Consider the following 19,284-nt stretch of genomic DNA (forward strand, 5'->3'; position numbering starts at 1 on the left):
CTCAGCCCCCGATCGCCTTCACCATGGCCTCGAGCGCGGCATCCGCCTTGTCGCCGTCCGGGCCGCCGGCCTGGGCCAGATCGGGCCGGCCACCGCCGCCCTTGCCGCCCACCGCCTCGACACCGACGCGGATCAGATCGACCGCGCTGTGCTTCGCCACCAGATCCTCGGTCACGCCGACCACCAGCGCCGCCTTGCCGTCATTGACACCGACAAAGGCGACGATGCCCGAGCCGAGCTGCTTCTTGGTCTCGTCGACGAGGCCGCGCAGGTCTTTCGGATTCACGCCGTCCAGCTTCTTGGCGATGACCTTGATGCCGCCGACGTCGATGGCGGTCAGGCCGCCGCCCGAGCCGCCGCCGGTGGCGAGCTGCTTCTTCGCTTCCGCGAGCTCCCGCTCCAGCCGCTTGCGCTCGTCGAGCAGGCTGGCGACCCGATCCGGCAGTTCGGCGGGCGAGGCCTTGAGGGCGGAAGCCGCCTTCTTGAGCAGGATTTCCTCGTCGCGCATGTATTTCAAGGCCGCGGCGCCGGTCAGCGCCTCGATCCGGCGGACGCCGGCCGAGACGGCGGATTCCGAGACGATCTTGAACACGGCGATATCGCCGGTGCGGAAGACATGGGTGCCGCCGCAAAGCTCGGTCGAATAGGCATGGTCAAGGTCAGCCCCGCCCATGGAAACGACGCGGACTTCCTCGCCGTACTTCTCGCCGAACAGCGCGAGGGCACCGGCCTTGATCGCATCGTCGGGCGTCATCAGGCGGGTGGTGACGCCGCCGTTTTCGCGGATCGCCGCGTTGACGCCGATCTCGACCGCGTCAATCTCCTCGTCCGACAGGGCCTTGGGGTGGCTGATGTCGAAGCGCAGGCGCTCCTCCGCGACCATGGAGCCCTTCTGGGTGACATGGGGGCCGAGCACGTCGCGCAGCGCCTTGTGCAGCAGATGGGTGGCCGAGTGATTGGCGCGCAGGCGCGAGCGCCGGCCATTGTCGACGCTGAGGTGAATATCGTCGCCGACCTTGATCGTGCCGCCTTCGACCGTGCCGAGGTGGATGTGCAGGCCGAGCTTCTTCGCCGTGTCGGTGACCGCGACGCTATAGCCCGGGCCGCGGATCACGCCGGTGTCGCCCATCTGGCCGCCGGATTCGCCATAGAAAGGCGTCTGGTTCACGACGATGGCGACGGCCGTGCCGGGGCCGGCGCTGGCCACGCGCTTGCCGTCGACAACGAGGCCGGCGATCTTCGCCTCGGCGGTTTCGGTTTCATAGCCGAGGAATTCGGTCGCGCCGACCTCTTCCTTCAACTCGTACCAGACGAGATCGGTCGCCGCCTCGCCCGAGCCGGCCCAGGCCTTGCGGGCCTCGGTCTTCTGGTGCGCCATCGCGGTGTTGAAGCCGTCGGTATCCACCGCGATATCCTTGGCGCGCAGGGCGTCCTGCGTCAGGTCCAGCGGGAAACCGTAGGTGTCATAGAGCTTGAAGGCGACATCGCCCGGCAGCGGCTGGCCGGCGCCCAGCTTCTCGACCTCGTCGTCGAGCAGTTTCAGGCCGCGCTCCAGCGTCTGCTTGAAGCGGGTCTCTTCCAGTTTCAGGGTCTCGGTGATCAGGGCCTCGGCCCGGATCAGCTCGGGGTAGGCGACGCCCATCTGCTTGATGAGCGCCGGCACCAGCCGGTACATCAGCGGATCCTTCGCGCCCAGCAGCTGGGCATGGCGCATGGCGCGGCGCATGATCCGGCGCAGCACGTTGCCCCGCCCTTCGTTCGAGGGCATGACGCCATCGGCCATCAGGAAGGACGAGGCGCGCAGATGGTCGGCGATCACCCGGTGGCTGGCGATCATCGGCCCGTTCGGGTCGGTATTCGTCGCGTCGGCCGAGGCGGCGATCAGCGCCTTGAACAGATCGGTCTCGTAATTGTTGTGCACGCCCTGCAGCACGGCCGAGACCCGCTCCAGCCCCATGCCGGTGTCGATCGACGGCTTGGGCAGCGCCACGCGCGTGCCATCGGCCGACTGTTCGTACTGCATGAAGACGAGATTCCAGATCTCGATATAGCGGTCGCCGTCGGCGTCCGGGCTGCCCGGCGGGCCACCGGCGACGCCGGGGCCATGGTCGAAGAAGATTTCCGAACAGGGACCGCAGGGACCGGTATCGCCCATGGCCCAGAAATTGTCCGAGGTCGCGATGCGGACGATGCGCTCGTCCGGCAGGCCGGCGATCTTCTTCCAGAAGCTGAAGGCTTCGTCATCGTCGTGATAGACGGTGACCCAGAGCTTGTCCTTGGGCAGGCCGAAATCCCTGGTGATCAGGTTCCAGGCCAGTTCGATCGCGGTTTCCTTGAAATAGTCGCCGAAGGAGAAATTCCCCAGCATTTCAAAGAACGTATGGTGGCGCGCGGTATAGCCGACATTGTCGAGGTCATTGTGCTTGCCGCCGGCCCGCACGCATTTCTGCGAGGTGGTGGCACGGACATAGTCCCGGCGCTCCTTGCCGGTGAAAATGTCCTTGAACTGGACCATGCCGGCATTGGTGAACATCAGCGTCGGGTCGTTCGCCGGCACCAGCGGGCTGGAGGCGACAGGACGATGACCGGCCTTCACGAAATAGTCGATGAAGGTGGAACGGATCTCGTTGATGCTCTTCATGATCCTCTGAACCGCGCAAACCCTTATTGATCAGCCTTATTAGCCTTTGTTCCGCGCCCAAGTCCACCGCAGGTTACAGCTCGGGCACGGCGGCGGTGCGGTCGACCGGATATTTCACATAGAAAAGCGTGACCTCGTCGTCGACCTCATAGTCGAGCGGGGTCTCCTTGGGGAAGAACAGCACGTCGCCCGGCTGGGCGCTGTGGGTGACGCCCGAAGAGGTCACGCGCATGGCGCCAGCCAGAATCACCAGCACCTCGTCGAAGGGCAGGCACCAGGTCACCGTGAGGCGGCGGTAGGTGACGACGCCCGCCCCCATCGAGGACGAGACCTCGGGGCCGATCAGCTTGGCGATCTCGGCGTAATTGACCGCGGTCTGACCGGGCTTGCCGAGGTAGGTCACGAACTGGCGGTCGGCCGCCTTGTAGCATTGCACGGTCATGATCAGGGCCTTTCCATCAGGCAGGCGACAAGGGTCTGGACGTGGTGGATCGGTGCCTCCAGCGCGGGCGAGAAGCAGCCACCGTCGAATCCGCGCGACACCCGGCCCCGTTGCAGACGCTCGACGATGGCGATGTCCTGCCGGTTCAGCTCGGCCCAGAGGTCGTAGAGTTCCTGCCGCCGGGCGGCATATTCGGGCGCCGTCGCCCCGTCACCGATGAAATGGAAATCCAGCCGCTCGGTCGAATGGCCTTCATCGAGCGGTGTCACCGTGACGGTGAAATAATGGTCCGGCATCAGAAAGATCAGCACGTTCGGGAACAGCGTGAGGAATTCGCCGAGCCGGGCTTTTTCCGCCGAAAGGCCAGGGAACGGCGGCAGCAGCGCGGGCGCCCCTTCCCGCGTCGCCGTGCGGTTGCCGGTGCCGACGATGGCGCCGTCGATCACATCGTAATGATCCTCGGCCTTGGAATATTCATTCACCTGGGGGTGGATAAACGGCAGGTGATAGGTATCGCAGAAATTCTCCACCAGCAGTTTCCAGTTGGCCGCGATTTCGAAATTCATGCGGCCGGCGGGCCTCGTCGCAGCGAAATCGTAATCCGCCCAGCGCGCGGTCAGCGGCGCGATCTGGACTGCGAAATCCTCCGCGTCGCCCGAGAGGTTAAGGAAGACGAGATCGTTCCACCGCGCGAGGCGGATCGGCTTCAAGCCGTGATCGGCGGGATCGAAGCCTTCCATCGCATGGCAGCCGATGCCGCCGACATGGGGTGTCGCACGAAGCCCCCCTTCGAGATCGAAGGCCCAGGCGTGATAGGGACAGCGCAGCAGCTTCTCCCGCCCGGCTTCCTCGACCAGAAGCAGGCCGCGATGGGTGCAGACATTGTGAAAGGCACGCAAGGCCCCGTCCTGCCCCCGGACGAGCAGCACGGGCTGGCCCGCCACGGTCAGCGGCAGCAGATCGCCGGGCGCCGGAACATCGGACGCGGCGGCGACGGCAACCCAGCTGCGGGCCCACAGCCGTTCCTGTTCCCTCTGGAAGAAGGCGGCGTCGGCATAGGCCTCGGCGGGCAGGCCGGTCGCCTGCACGAGGGGGCGCTGGAGCGCGGAGAGCAGACCGTCAGGCATGGCAAGCAACCTTCACGACAGGGCGGGCATGATGATGAACAGGGCAGCCGCCGGCTCGGTCGCCGAGGCATTGCCGAAACTGTGCGGGCGGCGTGGGTCGTAGGTCAGCGTGTCACCGGCCGACAGGGTCACCACCTCGCCATCGAAGCGGATGTCGACGGCGCCCGCCTCGATCAGCACGAAGACCTCGGCCGCGCGCAGGCTGTACAGCTCCGCCCCGCCATCGGCGCCGGGCGCGAGATGGGACAGCACCGCCTGAAACCGCCGGGTCGAGGCCGGGGAGATCAGCAGGTCCGAGACCCCCTCCCCGCCGAATTCGATCGGTCGCCGGTCGGCAACGCGCACCACGGCCTCCCCCGCCGCCTCGAACAGCGCGCCGACCTGAAGACGCAGCACGTCGCACACCGCGAGCAGCGACGCGACGGAGGGCGAGGTCTGGTCCCGTTCCACCGCCGACAGGAAACTCTTGGTCAGGGCGGCGGCGGCGGCGACCTCGTCCAGGGTCATGCCGAGTTCGAGCCGCCGTGCCCGCAGCTTGTGGCCGATTTTCGCCCGGGGGCGGCTCGTCTTCTCGATATCGTCCATGGCTCCAACCCGCGATCAGGTTGGAAGTATATTAATATCGGACTTTGTCCATCAATGATGGATTTTTCAAACTTCACTTGGTGCCAGTTGGGGTATCTCCAATTTGGCGACATCTGCTAGGATCGCACAGCTTTGCGCTTTGGAGTGCTTCATGTCCCGTATCCTCGCCCCCGGCCTCGTCCTCGGCTTCACGCTGGCCGCCGCCGTGCCGGCCCTGGCCGCGGGCGGACCGCAGGGCCGCTTCGGCCTCGACGTCGAGGCGACCAAGGCCAGCATGGCGGCGGCGGGCAAGACCGCCCCGCAACTGGGCACCATGCTGGACCAGACCAAAGACCTGCTGTTCTTTGAATTCTCGGGCGATACCGTCAGTTTCGTCACCGGTCCGGCCATGGGCAACCGCGTCAATGGCCGCTGCCGCTGGAAACTGAGTGGCACCGCCATCGCAGTCGACCGCTGTGTCGACGGCACGGGCAGCGGGCCCTTCAGCTTCACGGGATCCATGACGTATGACGAGAGTAGCAATGCCATCGCCGTCGTCGGCGCGAATTCGCCGGCCCCTGTTGTCTATCGCCCTCGCTAGTGTCCTGCTGGCCGGCCCCGCCTTTGCCGGGGCCGACATTCAAGGCGAATGGCAGGTGGACCGCGCCCTCAGCCTGCTGACCCTGACCGCGACGAAGACGGTTTCCGCCGAGGAAGCGGCCGGCGTCGTCGCCATGTTCGGCGGCTCGACCCTCACCTTCGAGGGTGAAAAGGTGAAGGTCGGCTTCGGCCCCGCCCCGGTCGCCTGCGCCTGGGCCTGGGGCGAGGCCGGGGAAATCCGCCTGTCGTCCTGCCTCGACAAGCGCAAGCAGCCGGCGCCCGGCCCCGCGCGGCTGGAATTGTCGGCCGACGGCACCATTCGCCTGATCGAAGAGGACGGCTCCGCCCTCGCCTTCCGCCGCGGGCGCTGACTGGCACTTCTCTTGCAGCGCAACATGAGCCGGTGCTAGCCTGATCCCGCCGGTATCCCATGGTGAACACGGCGATGTGAGGCGTGTGCAGATGGCCTATTCGATCGCGCTCGACGGCACGAACTGGCGCTTTTCCGACCTGAAGGACTTGCTGGCGAAAGCCACGCCGAAACGCTCCGGTGACGAGCTGGCGGGCCTCGCGGCGGAAAGCGCGGTGCACCGAATTGCGGCACAGATGGCGCTTGCCGAGGCACCGCTTGCCGATTTTCTGACCGCGACCTTCGTGCCCTACGAGATCGACGAGGTCACCCGCCTGATCGTCGACGGTCACGATGCCGCGGCCTTTCGCCCCATCGCCTCGATGACCGTCGGCGAATTCCGCGAATGGCTGCTGTCGCCGCAGGCAACGCCCGAGGCACTGGCGGCGATCCGCCCCGGCCTTACCCCTGAAATGGTGGCCGCGGTCTCCAAGCTGATGCGCCTGCAGGATCTCGTGCTGGTCGCGGCGAAATGCCGGGTCGTCACCGCCTTTCGCAACACGATCGGCCTGCCTGGCCGTTTCGCCACCCGCCTGCAGCCGAACCACCCGACAGACGATTCGCGCGGCATCGCGGCCAGCCTGGTCGACGGATTGTTGCTCGGCGCGGGCGATGCCGTCTTTGGCGTCAACCCTGCAACCGACGGCGTGCAGGACTATACCCGCGTCGTCACCCTGCTCGACGATATCCGCGCGCGCCTCGACGTGCCGACACAGACCTGCTGCCTTGGCCATGTCACGACGGCGATCAAGGCGATCAACAAGGGGGCGCCGGTCGATCTGGTGTTCCAGTCGATCGCAGGCTCGGAAGGCGCCAACGCCGGCTTCGGCGTCAGCCTCGCCGTGCTCGCCGAGGCGCGGGACGCCGCCCTGTCGCTGGGCCGGGGCACCATCGGGCGCAACGTCATGTATTTCGAGACCGGGCAAGGCGCCGCCCTCTCGGCCAATGCCCATCATGGCGTCGACCAGCAGACGATGGAGGCCCGCGCCTATGCCGTCGCCCGCCGTTTCGAGCCCTTGCTGGTCAACACGGTGGTCGGCTTCATCGGCCCGGAATATCTCTACAACGGCAAGGAAATCACCCGCGCCGGCCTCGAGGACCATTTCTGTGGCAAGATGCTGGGCGTCCCCATGGGGGTCGACGTCTGCTACACCAACCATTGCGACGCAGATCAGGACGACATGGACGGGCTGCTGCTGCTGCTCGTCAACGCCGGGGTGAATTTCGTCATCACCGTGCCGGGCGCCGACGACGTCATGCTGAATTACCAGAGCCTGTCCTATCACGATGCCCTGTCGGCGCGGGACATCACCGGGCGCGGGCGCGCGCCGGAATTCGAGGCCTGGCTGGCCAAGGTCGGCCTGACCGATAGCGCCGGCCGCCTGCGGCCCGATCCCGATCCGCTGGCCATGCGCCCTGGCCTCGCCGCCATCACCGCCCGTCTGGAGGCCGCGGAATGAGCGACGAGAACAATCGCCCGCCCGAGGTCGTCACCCCGGCGACGCCGGTGCTCGACGACCTGCGCCGCTTCACCGCCGCCCGTGTCGGCCTTGGCCGGGCGGGTTCCGGTCTGCCGACGGCGGCGCATCTGAAATTCACCCTGGATCATGCCCGGGCGCGCGATGCCGTCTGGTCGGCCATGGACGCGCGCGGCCTCGCCGGCGAGATCGCCAATCGCGGCTATCCGGTCGCCGTCGTCGCCAGCGAGGCGGGCGACCGCGCGACCTATGTCCGCCGGCCCGACCTCGGCCGGACCCTGGCGCCCGCCAATGGCGCCCTGCTGCGGGCGAAACTCGGTGCGGCGCGCATCGTCGCCGTGATCGCGGACGGTCTGTCGGCCGCGGCGGTTGGCGCCAACGCCCTGCCCACCCTCGATGCCGTCGCCGCCCGGCTGGAGGCTTACGGCCTCGCGCTCGATGCCGTCGTCGTCGCCGAACAGGGCCGGGTCGCCATCGGCGATCCCATCGGCGCCGCGCTCGAGGCGGAACTGGTCATCGTGCTGATCGGGGAGCGGCCGGGCCTGTCCGCCGCCGATTCGCTCGGCTGTTACATCACCTATCGCCCGGCGGACGGCACGCCTGATTCGGCGCGTAACTGCGTCTCGAACATCCGGCCCGGTGGCCTCGCGCCCAAGGACGCCGCCTTCAAGATCGCCTGGCTGGCGCGCGAAGCCCTGGCCCGCGGCCTGACCGGCATCGACCTCAAGGAAGACTCGGCGGCGGAACTGGAAACCGGCCCCGCCGCCTTGCTGATCGAAGGCTGATCAGCGCGCGGTCCAGCCGCCGTCGATGGAAATCGAGGTGCCGTTGATCGACAGCGCGTGATCGCCGGCGAGGAAGGTCGCCAGCGCGGCGATTTCCGAAACCTCGACGAAGCGCTTGTTCGGCTGCGAGGCAAGGATGATGTCGCGGATGACATTCTCGACCGGCATGTTGTTCACCTTGGCCTGATCGGCGATCTGCGCCTCGACCAGCGGGGTGCGGACGAAGCCGGGGCAGATCGCGTTGCAGGTGATCTTCATTTCCGCGATTTCGAGGGCGACCGTCTTGGTCATGCCGACGACGCCGTGCTTCGCCGCGACATAGGCCGACTTGAAGGGCGAGGCGACGAGGCCATGGGCCGAGGCGACATTGATGATGCGGCCCCAGTTGCGCTTCTTCATGCCCGGCAGGGCGGCGCGGATCGCATGGAAATTGCTGACCATGTTGATCGCGACGATCTGCTCGAACTTCTCGATCGGGAAGGTGTCGATCGGGCTGACCAGCTGGATGCCGGCGTTGTTCACCAGAATGTCGACCGAGCCCAGCTTTTCCTCGGCTTCGGCGACCATGGCCGCGATCTGCTCGCCCTTGCTCATGTCGGCGCCGGAATAGATCGCGGTGATGCCGAATTCGGCCTCGAGCCCCGCCCGTTCCTTCTCGATATCCTCGGGCTTGCCGAAGCCGTTGATCACGACATTGGCGCCGGCGGCGGCGAAACCGCGGGCAATGCCAAGGCCGATGCCACTGGTCGATCCGGTGACGATGGCGTTGCGCCCTTTAAGCATGAATGGCCTCCTCAAGAATTGCCGCGACACAGCATGAACCGGCCCCACGACAGTTTCGAGACCTAATCGCGCAAACACACCCCCAGCAATTGGTCGAGCGACGCCGGGGAATCCACGGCAAGGCCGATCTCGAACACCTCGATGCCCCGGGCCCTGTCGCCGCTCAGGCGGGCGGCGTCCTTGGCCGTGGTGACCGGCACCGCGTCGAGGGCGCGGGCCTTTGCCCGGACCGCCTCGATCTCGGCGGGGGTGTAGGGATGATGGTCGGCGAAGGCCCGCGTCGCCACCACCACGGCCCCCGCCCCGGCGAGGCTGTCGAAGAATTTGGCGGGCCGGCCGATGCCGGCGAAGGCGAAGACGCGGCGTCCGGCGAAGGCGGCGGGATCGAGAGGCCGAATCGCCGCGCGGAGCACCGGCAGGCTGCCCGTGTCGGGCATTGCCCGCGTCTCGGCGCCGACGATGACGATGGCCTGCGCCCGCGCCCTTGCCTCCAGCCAGTCTTCGCGCAAAGGCCCCGCCGGGATCACCCGGCCGTTGCCAAGACCGGCGCCGCCGTCGAGGACGAGGAAGGACAGGCGCTTCTTCAGCGCCGGGTTCTGGAAGCCGTCATCCATCACGATGACGTCGCCGCCCGCCGCGCGGATCGCCTTCGCCCCCGCCACCCGGTCACGTGCAACCCAGGCCGGCGCGGCCCTCGCGAGCAGCAGGGGTTCATCGCCGACGACATCGGCCCCCTGCCCCATGACCTGCAAGGGACCGGCGGCGCTGCCGCCATGCCCGCGCGAGAGGAAATGCGGCTGCCGGCCGAGGGCGATCAGACGCTGCGCGACCAGAAGGGCGAAAGGCGTCTTGCCGGTGCCGCCCGCGGTCACATTGCCGATGCAGATGACGGGGATGCCGGGATCGAAGGGAAGGCCGCGCGCCAGCCGGCGCCTTGTCGCCAGCCGCCAGAGCGCGGACAGCGGCGCGAGCGCGGCGCCCCGCCAGCCGCCTCGCCCCGGTCCGGCCCAGAACTCAGGCGCCCGCACGCGGGTCCAGCCCCGGCAGATCGCGCACCGCCGCCAGCACCCGGTCGACGACACCGTCCCCTGCCACCGCCACGGCCGCGGCTGCCACGCCGAGCGCCGCCACCCGCGCGTCATCCGCGAGAAGATCACCGATCAGGGTGGCCAGCGCGGCCTCGTCCGCGACTTCGGCCACGGCATGACCGGCACGCAAACTGTCCATCACCTCGGCGAAATTGCCCATATGGGGGCCGGTGACCAGCGCGCAGCCGAGGCGCGCCGGCTCCAGCGGGTTCTGGCCGCCATGGGGCACCAGACTGCCGCCCATCGCGGCTATGGGCGACAGGCGATAGAACAGGCCAAGTTCGCCGATGGTGTCGGCGACATAGATATCGGTGCCGGCCGCGATGGGCTCGCCTGCCCGGCGCCTTGCGACGGCAAGGCCCATCTCGGTCAGTTCGGCCGCGACATCCTCGCCCCGCTCGGGATGGCGGGGAACGATCAGGGTCAGAAGATCGGGCCAGCGCGCCTTGAGGGCGGCGTGAGCCCGGCCGGCCTGCGCCTCCTCCCCCTTGTGGCTGGAGGCGAGGAGCCAGCGCGGCCGCTCCCCCGCCTGGGCCGCCAGGGTCGCGAGGGCGGCGGCATCGGCGCCAAGGGCGGGCGCATCGAATTTCAGATTGCCCAGAAGGCGGACATCGGCGGCGCCGAGCGCGCGGAAACGCTCGCCGTCGGCCGCGCTCTGCGCCGCGACGAAGCGAAAAGCCGCCATCAGCGGGCGGATCAGCCCGGGCCGCTTTCGCCAGCCCTTCGCGCTCGCCTCCGACATGCGGCCGTTGACGAGGGCCATGGCCACGCCCCGCCGCGCGGTTTCAAGCACGAGGTTGGGCCACAGCTCGCTCTCGATCCACAGCGCGGCATCCGGGCGCCAATGATCGAGGAAGCGGCGGACGGCGGCGGGATGGTCGACCGGCACGAACTGGTGAAAGGCCCCGGCGGGCAGGCGCCCGGCCATCAGCCCGGCCGAGGTGACAGTGCCCGTGGTCAGCAGGACCGAAAGCCCCGGCAATTCCACCAGCCGGCGGATGAGGCCCAGCACCGACTGCGCCTCGCCGACGCTGGCGCCATGCAGCCAGATCAGCCGGCCATCGGGCCGGGCGCGCGCCGCAAGGCCAAGGCGCTCGTTCAGGCGGGCGGCGTCCTCCTTGCCCCGGCGGCGGCGGCGCTCGAGCAGCGGGCGGACCAGCGGCGTCGCCATCCAGGTCAGCAGCCGGTAGAGGCCGGGGGTCATCATCGCCGGGCGCCCCGGACCCTGGGCGGCGGCGGCTCGACCCGGGGGCGGCCCATGCGGCGGTCGGCCTCATGGGTCAGGGCGTTCAGGTCATCTTCCAGCCGCTGCCGCCACTGCTCGAACGCCGTCTCGTCGAGGTCGGGCGGCACGGTGAAGGGCTCGCCCACCAGATAGAGGCCGCGATTGAACGGCGTCGCCAGCAGGAAACGATCCCAGCTGTTCAGCACGGGGCCACGCCGGGCCGAAAAGGTAACGGGAAAGACCGGAATCCCGCCCATGGAAGCGGCGGCGATGGTGCCACCCTTGGCGTGCATGCAGGGACCGCTGGGACCGTCGGGGGTGAAGGCGGCGTGGCCGCCAGCCTCGATCACCTGATGCAACTCGCGCATCGCGGCATAACCGCCCTTGCGGGACGAGCCGCGCACCGTCGACATGCCAAGCCCTTCGATCGAGCGGGCGATGATCTCGCCATCGGCATGGTTCGAGATGAGGACATGGATGCGGCGCAGCGTCGGCCCCTTGCGAAAGCGCGCCATCATGAGCAGCCGGCCGTGCCAGAAGGCCATGATCATGGGCGCGCCGCCGTTCCAGCTTTCCAGCAGGCGGGCGAGGCCCGGGCCATCCTCGTCGAAGCGGCTGGTCCGGCGCACGAAGCCGATGTAGCTGCCGATCAGAAAGGCCGCGAGGCGCATCACGAAGGCCGAGCGCCCGAGGCGCCGGCCCAGCGACGGGCGCTTCTTGCGCCTATTCGGCTTCGGCTTGGGCATAGAGCCGTGCATAGAGACCGCCCTTGGCGATAAGTTCGTCGTGGCTGCCGCTCTCGGCGATGCGGCCGCCCTCGACCACATGGATACAGTCGGCGTCGACGATGGTGGACAGGCGATGGGCGATGACGAGGGTGGTGCGGCCCTTCATGAGGCCGCGCAGGGTCGCCTGGATCTGCCGCTCCGACTCGGTGTCGAGGGCCGAGGTGGCCTCGTCGAGCAGCAGGATCGGGGCATCGCGCAGGAAGGCCCGGGCGATGCAGATGCGCTGACGCTGCCCGCCCGACAGTTTGACGCCGGATTCGCCGACCACCGTGTCATAGCCCTGCGGCAGGCCCATGATGAAGTCATGGGCCGCCGCCGCCCGCGCCGCCGCCTCGATCTGGCTTTGCGGCGCGCCCGGACGGCCATAGGCGATATTGCTGGCGATCGTGTCGTCGAACAGGGTCGCTTCCTGCGCAACCAGCGCCATCGCGCGGCGCAGCGACGCGAGGGTGACGCCCTTGATGTCCTGCCCGTCGATCAGGATGCGGCCGCCGGTCGGATCGTAGAAGCGCGGGATCAGATTGATCGTCGTCGATTTGCCGCCGCCGGAAGGCCCGACCAGCGCCACGGTCTTGCCCGCCGGCACGGTGAGCGAGACACCCTTCAGCGCCGGGGTGCCATCGTTATAGGCGAAATGCACATCCTCGAAGACGATCTCGGCGCGCGCCACCGCGATGTCGGGGGCATCGGGGGCGTCGGCCACCTTGGGCTTCACGTCGAGCATGGCGAAGACGCGGTCGGCGGCGGCGAGACCTTCCTGCCAGGTATTGTTCAGGGTCGAGAGACTGCGCAGCGGCTGATAGGCCATGATCATCGCGGCGATGAAACTGGTGAAGCCGCCGAAGCTCATTTCCGAACTCTGCGCCTGCAGCCCGGCATAGAGGATGGCGGCGGCGATGGCGACCGCGCCCACGGCGTCGTTCAGGGGCACCGTGGCCGCCTTGGTGCGCACACCGCGCATCAGATGGCCGAGGCGCCGCTCCACGGAGGCGGTGACGGTCGCCAGTTCGTCCGCCTCGCGGCCGTAAGCCTTGACGAGCCGGGTGCCGTCGAACCGCTCGGTCAGGAGGGACGACAGGGTGCCGGTCTCGGCCTGCGCCTTGCCCGACACTTTCCGGGTCTTGCGGCCGAGGCGGCGCATGACAAAGGCGGCGACGGGAAAGCCGACCGAGGCGACGAGGGCGAGCTGCCAGTTCTGGTAGTACATGACGCCGATCAGCATCAGCACCGAGACGGCGTCGCGCAGAAGCCCGACCACGCCTTTGGAAACCGCGTCGGACAGCAGGCCGGCGTCATAGAGGAAGGCGGAAATCAGCCGGCCCGAGTGAATGTCGTGAATCCAGGCAAGATCGGCGCGCATGAAATTGTCGAACAGGCTGAGCTGGGTGTCGGCGACGATGCGCTGGCCGACATAGGACATCTGCACGCTCTGGATATAGTCGGCGACCGACTTGACGATGGCCGAGGCAACGACCGCCGCCGGCACCGCCCACAGCGCGGTCTGGTTCCGGTTGACGAAAATCTCGTTGATCGCCGGGTCGAGCAGATAGGCCAGCAGCGCGGTCATGCCGGCGACGATCGCCATCATCACGCCGGCCAGCGCGAGGCGCCTGGCGTGGGGCTTGACCGCGCCTTTCAGCAGGCGGCGGACGGTGGACGTCTTCGCGGGATCGACGGCAGACGGGGAAGGCTCGGTGGTCAAATCTGAACTCGCTGTTGCGGAGCGGCACGCTATCACGTCTGCCCTCCGGCGCAAAACCCGGCGGACCCGGCCTTGCCGGGGGTGCGCCGCCTCGCTATATGGGGCGGGCCAGTAAGAAAAGGATCGAATTTGTTCAAGCGCCAGACCCGCAAGGCCGGGGACCGGTTCCGCCGCCTGCGCGGCGACGCGGATACGCCCTGGCGCCGTCTGGCCGCATGGGCCGAGGTGCTGTTCGTCGATCACGGCATCTTCCGTCTGCTGTTCTGGAACAAGCGGAAAGTGAACGAGAACCTGTGGCGCGGCGCCCAGCCGACGTCATGGCAGGTGCGCGGCCTCGCCCGGCAGGGCGTCCGCACCATCGTCAACCTGCGCGGCCCCCGCGACTGCGCGACCTATCTGTTCGAGAAGGACGCGGCCGAGGAAGCGGGCATCGCCCTCGTCGATTTCGTCATGACCTCGCGCGAGCCGCCGCCGGCCAAACGCCTGCACGAGTTGAAGGATCTCTTCGCGCGGATCGAATATCCAGCCCTCGTCCACTGCAAGTCGGGCGCGGACCGGGCCGGCATCACTTCCGCCCTGTTCCTGCTGATCCACGAGGGCAGGACGCCGGAAGAGGCGAAGCGCCAGCTCTCGCTGCGCTATGGCCATATCCGCCAGGGCAAGACCGGCGTGCTCGACCAGTTCTTCGACGAGTATATTGCCGCGCGCGACGCGACCGGCATCGACTTCTGGACCTGGGTCGACACGGTCTATGACCCGAAGCAGATGAAGCGGGATTTCCACGCCGGCCTGATCGGCAATCTGATCGTCGACCGCATCCTCGGCCGCGAATAGACTCAGCCCATCATGGCGCGGGCGACGTCCGGCGGCGGATTGAACTCGCTCAGTTTCGTCAGCAGCGCCCGGTGCAGGCGCGGCCCCGCCGAAATCACGTTGCGGTGCCGGGTCGAGGGACGGTTGTAGACGAAGCCCTCCCCCTCGTGGGTGCTGGCGATGCCGCCGGCTTCGCGCACGATGAGGTCGGCAGCGGCGATATCCCAGTCGCTCTTGCCCGTCAGGCTGACCGAGCCGTGGCTGAGCCCGCCCGCCACCTGGCACAGGGCATAGGCGATGGAGCTGGACGGGCTGATGTCGATGGTTGGCCAAGGCGTCGGCCAGAAGCGGGAGCGGAACATGTCGGCCGGCCCGACCAACCGCGCGCCGTCGATGGCATCCCGGTCGCTGACCCGGATCGCGTCGCCATTCAGCCGCGCCCCCTGCCCCGCCGCCGCGTCGAACAATTCGCCGGTCGCCGGATTGAAGACGACGCCCGCCACCGGCCGCCCGCCCTCGACAACCGCGAGGGAGACGGCATAGAGCGGCCGTTTCTTGATGAAGGCCCGCGTGCCGTCGATGGGATCGACGACGAACAGGCGCGGCGCCAGCAGGCGCGCCGGATCATCGGTGCTTTCTTCGGACAGCCAGCCGTAATCGGGCCGCGCCTTCGACAGGGTGTCGCGCAGCAAAGCGTCGACCGCCATGTCGGCGTCGGTCACCGGGCCCTGACCCGGCTTTTCCCGAATGTCGTAACCCCTGTCCTGATAGTGGAGGGCGAGCGCCCCCGCCGCCCGCGCGGCGTCGATCAGCAGGGGAAGGTCGTCGCCGCTCATGTGCCCGCGACGGTCATGCCTTCGACCCGCAGCGTCGGCGCATTGGTGCCGTAGCGGAAGGTCAGGTCGCTGGCCGGGGTCAGGCGGGGGAACATGTCCTTCAGGTTGCCGGCGATGGTCAATTCGCTGACCGGATAGGCCAGCTGGCCCTTCTCGATCCAGTAGCCGGCGGCGCCCCGGCTGTAGTCGCCGGTGATGCCGTTGACGCCCGAGCCGATCAGTTCGGTGACATAGAAGCCGCTGTCGATATCGGCCATCAGCTCGGCCGGCGACAGGGTGCCGGGCGCCATGTGGACATTGCTGGCGCTCGGGCTCGGCGGGCCGGAGGTCCCGCGCGAGGCATGGCCCGTGGTGACGAGACCGAGCTGGCGGGCCGAGGCGCTGTCGAGCAGCCAAGTGGTCAGCCGGCCGTCGTCGATCAGCTTCCGGGTCGAGACGCGGACCCCTTCGCCGTCGAACGGGCGGGAGCGCAGGCCCCGGCGCCGCGAAGGATCGTCGACGATCTCGATGCCAGGGGCGAAAATCTGTTCGCCCATGCGGTCCTTCAGGAAGGAGGTGCCCCTGGTGATCGCGGCACCGTTGATGGCGCCCAGCAGATGGCCGATCAGCGAGGAGGCGATGCGGGGATCGAAGACCACCGGCACCCGCGCGGTCTTGACCTTGCGCGGGTTGAGGCGGCGCACGACCTTTTCGCCCGCGTGGCGGCCGATGGCCTCGGGATCGTCGAGGTCCGCGGCGAAGCGGGTCGCGGCATAGTCGTAATCCCGCTCCATCCCCGTGCCGCTGCCGGCGAGGACCGAAACCGAGACCGAGTGCATGGAGTTGCGATACTCGCCGGCAAAGCCGCCGCTCGTCGCCATGCCGACCCGATTGGCGCCCCAGCTGGCGCTGGCGCCTTCCGAATTGGTCACCCCCGCGACGGCGAGGGCCGCGACCTCGGCCTTGGCCGCGCGATCGAACAGGACCTGCGGGTCCGGCTCGTCGGGATCGAACATCTCGAGGTCGGGCGGCGCGGTTTCCAGCAGCGCCGGATCGGCGAGGCCGGCGAAACGGTCGGGCGGGGCGACTTTCGCCATGCCGACCGCGCGCTCGACCAGACGGTCGAGGGCGGGCGAATCGATTTCGCTCGACGAGACGATGGCTTGCGACGCACCGACGAAGACCCGAAGGCCGAGGTCCCTTGTCTCCGACCGCTCCAGTTCCTCGAGCTTCCCGAGTCGCCACGAGGCGCCGAGGGAAATCGCCTCGAAATAGAGCGCGTCGGCGGCATCGGCCCCGGCGCGGCGGGCCCGACCCAGCAAGTCGTCGAGCAGATCCAGTGGTTCGGCCATCTTCTTACCCAATAGAATGCGGGGCGCATCCTAAAGGGATCGGACGGCCGGCGTCAGCCCTTGTCTTCAAATGTCTCAGCCCCGGGCGAGGCGCCGCGTGTCTTCCTTGCCCGCGAGGGGGACGCGGGCATCCGCCCGCTCGCCCGCCGCGAGATAGAACAGGCGCTTCAGCTCCTGCCGGCCCCGGGTGACATTGTCCTGGATGATGCCGGTCATGAGCGACAGCACGGACAGGGTCAGCAGCGCGACCGAGACGATCAGGGTGGGGAAGCGCGGCACGAGGCCGGTCGCGATGTAATCGACAAGGACCGGAATGAAGAAACCGATGGAGGCGAGCAGGAACACCCCGGCAAAACTGCCGAACAGGGCCAGCGGCTTTTCCAGCATCAGAAGCCGCAGGATCAGCTTCAGGATGCGGAAACCGTCGCGATAGGTCGACAGCTTGGACTGGCTGCCCTCGACCCGGGCGCTGTAATGCGTCGGCATCTCGGCCGTGGCGAGGCGGAGTTCCAGCGTGTGCACGGTGATTTCCGTCTCGATCTCGAAGCCGCCGGAGAGCGAGGGGAAAGCCTTCACGAAGCGGCGCGAGAACACGCGGTAACCGGTCAGCATGTCGGTGAAGGTGCGGCCGAACAGCCGGGTGACCAGCGTGGTCAGCAGCCAGTTGCCGAAGCGGTGGCCCGCCCGGTAAGCCTCCGGATCGTCGTCGACCCTTGTGCCGACCACCATGTCGAGGTTTTCGTCGACCAGGCGGCGCACCATGGCGGGGGCGGCCCCGGCGTCATAGGTGCCGTCACCGTCGACCATGATGTAGATGTCGGCGTCGACATCCGAGAACATGCGGCGCACGACATTGCCCTTGCCGCGATGGCTGACCTGACGGACGACGGCACCGGCGGCGCGCGCCACCTCCATCGTCCGGTCAGTCGACATGTTGTCGTAGACATAGACCGTCGCGCCGGGCAGCACGGCGTGGAAATCCTTCACCACCCGGGCGATGGCCGCTTCCTCGTTCAGGCAGGGAACGATGACGGCGATCTCGCGCCCGGCACCCGCAGTCCAGTCCATGTCGATATCCTTCCGGCCCCCGCGGGCCTGGCCTTCAGCCTTCGATCTCACATAACACGAAGCGGCCCCCATTCGTTCCCGCACGCGCGAAACGATGCGGCACCGGCCGGCAGGCGCCCAGCGTCAGGCCGGGGCGAAGGCTGGCCAGCGCCGGCACGACCCGCTCCTCCTCCTCCGGATTGAACAGGATCAGGCGGCGGTAGGCGGCATCGTCCAGCGCCGCGCGAATCTCGCGGGCATAGAGGGCGCCGGTCTCCGCCGGCTCGATCCAGTAACCGTCGAAGCGCAGGAAACGGATTTCCGCCGGAAAGGACGGAATCAGAAAGGCCGCAGGGGTCAGGCCCGCCATCAGGACAAGGGTATGGGCCGGATCGTCGATCGGCGGAACCTCGACCCCGGTCAGGTCGGCGGCGAAATCGACCCGCTCGGTCTCCGGCGGGCGGGTCACGGCAAGGATGACGACGACCGCCAGGGTGGCAGCGACCAGCGCCGGCCCGCGCCGCCCGATCCAGACCATCAGCGCCGCAGCCATCAGCAACGGCCCCAGCATCTCGAAGGCAAGGACATAGCGATAGATGGCGAAGATCACCGACCAGACCATGAGGGTCAGCACGACGACGAGGCCAAGGCGCAAGGCCGCCCCGCGCAGGCGCCCGAAGACGGCGGCGAGGACAAGGCCGATGGCGCCCAGATAGGCCGCCGGCAGGCGGATGTCGGTAAAGACCGCCTCGGCCGCGACGTGGTCGACGATCCCGGCGAGGAAAGGCAGCTGGATGCGCGGCCAGGGCAGGCCTGCCGTGAAACCCGGGTCACTATAGGTCCGCGCCGGGACATAGGCCGAAGCGAAGACATCGTTGAAATAGGGCATCAGCGGATTGCCAAAGTGCATATAGAGGATCGCCATCCACCAGCCGCCGGTCAGCAGCGTGCCGGCGATGCCGCACAGGGCGAAACCGGCAATGCGACGGAAACCGCCCGGTCGGAACGCCTCGCATCCGATCACCGTGAGGGCGAGGCCGACGATGAAGGGCGCGAGCACCGGCTTCAGCCCGAAGCCCGCCCCGGCGACCAGTCCCGCCAGCCACAGCCCGCGCGGGCCGGACAGCAGGGCAGCGATCGCGCAAAGCACGAAGAGGGAGAGGAGATTGTCCCCCGCCGTCGCGCCCAGAAGTCCGATGTTCATCGCCCCGAAGATGCCGGCCAGCGCCAGCAGGGCGGCGCCGACCGGTGGCAGGGCCGGCAGCGCCCGCCGGGCGATGAGATAGAGTGGCAGGATGTTCAGCCCCTGCACCGCGCCGAGCAGGATCGTCGCCCCCTGCGGCCCCAGCAGATGGACAGCAAGCCAGAACGGCATGTCGATGCCGGGATTGTGAAAGGTCGGCCCCATGAAGGACGGCAGGATATCGAAGCCGAGCCGCCCGCCGATCACCGCGTAGGGCACATACCAATGGTAATTGCGCAGGTCCCAGCCGGCATCCTGCCCCAGCCAGGCGGCAAGCGCGCCGCAGCCGGCGATGCCGGCGACGAGAAGAAACGCGGAAAATGCGTGCTGATACGAAAAAGACCGGAATTCGGGATTCATGACCCGGACCTTCTGTAACTTC

At 68.1% G+C, this 19,284-nt stretch carries 18 protein-coding genes; 5 read left to right on the plus strand and 13 right to left on the minus strand.

Annotated elements, in window-relative coordinates:
• Position 1: 1 nt before the first annotated feature.
• From alaS to DKG74_RS12705, 4 genes are all read right to left on the minus strand, one after another.
• Positions 2–2,641 carry an alanine--tRNA ligase gene (gene alaS / locus DKG74_RS12690; RefSeq protein WP_109906366.1) on the minus strand — a complete coding sequence of 880 codons (2,640 nt, stop codon included), beginning with the start codon at positions 2,639–2,641 and terminating at the stop codon, positions 2–4.
• 73 nt (positions 2,642–2,714) lie between these two features.
• Positions 2,715–3,083, minus strand: coding sequence for an AraC family ligand binding domain-containing protein (locus DKG74_RS12695; RefSeq protein ID WP_109906368.1), 369 nt, complete (start codon positions 3,081–3,083; stop codon positions 2,715–2,717).
• A gap of 2 nt (positions 3,084–3,085) precedes the next feature.
• Positions 3,086–4,210 carry an aromatic ring-hydroxylating oxygenase subunit alpha gene (locus DKG74_RS12700; protein WP_109906370.1) on the minus strand — a complete coding sequence of 375 codons (1,125 nt, stop codon included), beginning with the start codon at positions 4,208–4,210 and terminating at the stop codon, positions 3,086–3,088.
• Between the two features lie 12 nt (positions 4,211–4,222).
• Complete coding sequence (locus tag DKG74_RS12705; RefSeq protein WP_109906372.1) at positions 4,223–4,795, minus strand: cupin domain-containing protein; 573 nt, start codon at positions 4,793–4,795, stop codon at positions 4,223–4,225.
• 151 nt (positions 4,796–4,946) lie between these two features.
• On the opposite strand from DKG74_RS12705, the gene DKG74_RS12710 reads away from it, so the two are divergent.
• From DKG74_RS12710 to eutC, 4 genes are all read left to right on the plus strand, one after another.
• Positions 4,947–5,375, plus strand: a complete 429-nt coding sequence (locus DKG74_RS12710; RefSeq protein WP_109906374.1) for a hypothetical protein — start codon at positions 4,947–4,949, stop codon at positions 5,373–5,375.
• Positions 5,356–5,745 (plus strand): hypothetical protein, encoded by a 390-nt coding sequence (locus DKG74_RS12715; RefSeq protein WP_133251580.1) that lies wholly within the window; start codon positions 5,356–5,358, stop codon positions 5,743–5,745. Before DKG74_RS12710 ends, DKG74_RS12715 begins: the two co-directional genes overlap by 20 nt.
• Before the next feature lie 91 nt (positions 5,746–5,836).
• Positions 5,837–7,243, plus strand: coding sequence for an ethanolamine ammonia-lyase subunit EutB (locus DKG74_RS12720; protein WP_109906378.1), 1,407 nt, complete (start codon positions 5,837–5,839; stop codon positions 7,241–7,243).
• Entirely contained in the window at positions 7,240–8,046 is an 807-nt protein-coding gene (eutC, locus tag DKG74_RS12725; protein ID WP_109906380.1) for an ethanolamine ammonia-lyase subunit EutC, read from the plus strand. The genes DKG74_RS12720 and eutC overlap by 4 nt, the downstream gene beginning before the upstream one ends.
• Here eutC and DKG74_RS12730 read toward each other — a convergent pair whose 3' ends face one another.
• From DKG74_RS12730 to DKG74_RS12750, 5 genes are all read right to left on the minus strand, one after another.
• On the minus strand, positions 8,047–8,829 hold the full coding sequence (locus DKG74_RS12730) for a 3-hydroxybutyrate dehydrogenase (RefSeq protein ID WP_109906382.1): 783 nt from the start codon (positions 8,827–8,829) through the stop codon (positions 8,047–8,049).
• A 62-nt stretch (positions 8,830–8,891) separates the two neighbouring features.
• On the minus strand, positions 8,892–9,857 hold the full coding sequence (gene lpxK, locus DKG74_RS12735) for a tetraacyldisaccharide 4'-kinase (RefSeq protein ID WP_165837662.1): 966 nt from the start codon (positions 9,855–9,857) through the stop codon (positions 8,892–8,894).
• The gene (locus DKG74_RS12740) at positions 9,844–11,124 is read right to left on the minus strand and encodes a 3-deoxy-D-manno-octulosonic acid transferase (RefSeq protein WP_243404122.1); all 1,281 of its coding nucleotides are present in this window, start codon (positions 11,122–11,124) and stop codon (positions 9,844–9,846) included. The genes lpxK and DKG74_RS12740 overlap by 14 nt, the downstream gene beginning before the upstream one ends.
• On the minus strand, positions 11,121–11,888 hold the full coding sequence (locus DKG74_RS12745; protein WP_165837665.1) for a lysophospholipid acyltransferase family protein: 768 nt from the start codon (positions 11,886–11,888) through the stop codon (positions 11,121–11,123). The genes DKG74_RS12740 and DKG74_RS12745 overlap by 4 nt, the downstream gene beginning before the upstream one ends.
• Entirely contained in the window at positions 11,866–13,632 is a 1,767-nt protein-coding gene (locus tag DKG74_RS12750; RefSeq protein ID WP_243404123.1) for an ABC transporter ATP-binding protein, read from the minus strand. The genes DKG74_RS12745 and DKG74_RS12750 overlap by 23 nt, the downstream gene beginning before the upstream one ends.
• Before the next feature lie 129 nt (positions 13,633–13,761).
• Between DKG74_RS12750 and DKG74_RS12755 the strand changes: the two genes are divergently transcribed.
• Positions 13,762–14,466: a protein tyrosine phosphatase family protein gene (locus DKG74_RS12755; protein WP_165837666.1), complete on the plus strand. Its 705-nt coding sequence runs from the start codon at positions 13,762–13,764 to the stop codon at positions 14,464–14,466.
• A 2-nt stretch (positions 14,467–14,468) separates the two neighbouring features.
• Here DKG74_RS12755 and DKG74_RS12760 read toward each other — a convergent pair whose 3' ends face one another.
• From DKG74_RS12760 to DKG74_RS12775, 4 genes are all read right to left on the minus strand, one after another.
• Positions 14,469–15,281: an inositol monophosphatase family protein gene (locus DKG74_RS12760; protein WP_109906392.1), complete on the minus strand. Its 813-nt coding sequence runs from the start codon at positions 15,279–15,281 to the stop codon at positions 14,469–14,471.
• On the minus strand, positions 15,278–16,612 hold the full coding sequence (locus DKG74_RS12765) for a TldD/PmbA family protein (RefSeq protein WP_109906394.1): 1,335 nt from the start codon (positions 16,610–16,612) through the stop codon (positions 15,278–15,280). The genes DKG74_RS12760 and DKG74_RS12765 overlap by 4 nt, the downstream gene beginning before the upstream one ends.
• 75 nt (positions 16,613–16,687) lie before the next feature.
• On the minus strand, positions 16,688–17,680 hold the full coding sequence (locus tag DKG74_RS12770) for a glycosyltransferase (protein WP_109906396.1): 993 nt from the start codon (positions 17,678–17,680) through the stop codon (positions 16,688–16,690).
• Positions 17,681–17,714: 34 nt separating this feature from the next.
• The gene (locus tag DKG74_RS12775; protein ID WP_109906398.1) at positions 17,715–19,262 is read right to left on the minus strand and encodes a hypothetical protein; all 1,548 of its coding nucleotides are present in this window, start codon (positions 19,260–19,262) and stop codon (positions 17,715–17,717) included.
• Between the last annotated feature and the right edge of the window lie 22 nt (positions 19,263–19,284).

The organism is Zavarzinia aquatilis, from assembly GCF_003173035.1.
Taxonomy (GTDB): Bacteria; Pseudomonadota; Alphaproteobacteria; order Zavarziniales; family Zavarziniaceae; genus Zavarzinia; species Zavarzinia aquatilis.